Below are 1,644 nucleotides of genomic sequence, written 5' to 3' on the forward strand. Positions count from 1 at the left end.
GGGAGAGGAATATGAAAATATATACCTCTAGTTGCGTTAACCTGCCGAAGCTAGGTAATAGGGATCATATCTTCAGTGATACTGGACAATTGCATGGGAATTGCAATCTCTTCCGGTGTTCTCTACAGCCTGGAAAGATATGCAGGATTATAAGAAGAATAATGGGATTAAGAAAAACCCGATCTTAAACAAATAAATTCTCAGAGTGAAATAGTTTTTTTGGAAAAATTATTATAAAACACAGTTCTTAAAAAACTCTTTTTTAGGAAATAAAGCTGTTTAAAAGTCTCCGAGAATCTGCAGTAGGATTCTTCTTACCTTTTCAATCCTGTCAAAGTTAATATACACAATCTGTTGCCAGGTCCCAAGAGTAAGATTTTTTTCAATAAAAGGTACTGTAAGGCTTGGACCGATGAGCATAGCTCTTAAATGCGAGCCTCCGTTATAATCTCCCCAGGTTTTGTGGTGGTGATAGTCCCTGTCAAGAGGGATTAGCTGGTTAAGCGTTTCAGAGAGATCTTTTGAGAGATTGGGCTCAAATTCCATTGTAGTTATTGCGCCGGTTGACCCAATGCAAAAGATAGTAACCGTTCCATTTCTTATTTTTGATTTTCTTACTTCTTCTGAGATTATTTCGGTAATATCAACAATTCCACAGTCTTCTTTTCCAGTTACTGAGATTTCTCTTGTTTCCACAGGCATGAAAGATGATTGGTGAGTAGTGTTGATAAATTTTTCTAAGTATCTGAGGAATCTCCTGTTAGTCTTGCTAGCTGCACTGCTTTTAAGGTAGTGAAATCGATGCAAAAATCCATTTGTATTCGGTTAAGGATTTTGAGCTGCTGATCTCGATTTCGACGGAAAAACTCAAACCCAAATGTTTAGTGTTTAAATTGAAATCGATATCAGATTCCAGTTTTGCATTTGATGAATAATTTAACAAATTTTATGAAAATCAATGCAATTGATAACGATTTTTCCTTAACCGATGACCAATGTGCAAAAATCAGGAAAAAGTATAGGAATACCCATTTTCGGATTCTAGAACACCAATTGCCTTAGCTTTCACTCTTGAAGTTAATTTGGCGACCCTGTTTGGTTTCACTACTAGAGCTGGTTTCACGGTCATGGCTTGTCTCATTATCCTTACTGGTTTCATTATTCTTGCTAGTTTTGTTATTCTGGCTGGTTTCAAGAGCCTGACTGGTTTCAAGAGCCTGATTGGTTTCAAGAGCCTGGCTAGTTCCATGTTCCTCATGGGCTCCGAGGTCTAGTTGACCATCGGGATAGCCTTCGTCATAGCCATGTATGTAACCTTCGTTATAACTGCTATTATCACCTAAGCCGCTTTTGACATCATAATAGTTACTATTGAAAGCACTCTGATAGCTGTCTCGGTAACCATCTTCATAGCCATGCTGGTAGTCGGGAGATCTCATACCTGACATTTTTACTCCTAATATCAAAGTTAGTATGACAAAGACTGCCAGTAAAACTCCACAGACTTTAGTCCAGTTTTTGTTTGAATCGTTTGTCAATCAACTTTCCCTCGGCAGATTATCAATAATAGACATTCATATTAATTTTTCTAAATAATATTAAGTAGTTAAATAATATTAAGTAGTTAAATAATATTAAGTAGTT

2 protein-coding genes are annotated in these 1,644 nt (G+C 36.6%); both read right to left on the reverse strand.

The annotated features are described in order from the left end of the window. Positions 1-279: 279 nt before the first annotated feature. Positions 280-702, reverse strand: coding sequence for a secondary thiamine-phosphate synthase enzyme YjbQ (locus tag ASJ81_RS12335; RefSeq protein ID WP_095644692.1), 423 nt, complete (start codon positions 700-702; stop codon positions 280-282). A 356-nt stretch (positions 703-1,058) separates the two neighbouring features. Beyond that, positions 1,059-1,538, reverse strand: a complete 480-nt coding sequence (locus ASJ81_RS12340; protein WP_095644693.1) for a hypothetical protein — start codon at positions 1,536-1,538, stop codon at positions 1,059-1,061. Between the last annotated feature and the right edge of the window lie 106 nt (positions 1,539-1,644).

The sequence above is a fragment of the Methanosarcina spelaei genome, assembly GCF_002287235.1.
GTDB classification, from domain to species: domain Archaea; phylum Halobacteriota; class Methanosarcinia; order Methanosarcinales; family Methanosarcinaceae; genus Methanosarcina; species Methanosarcina spelaei.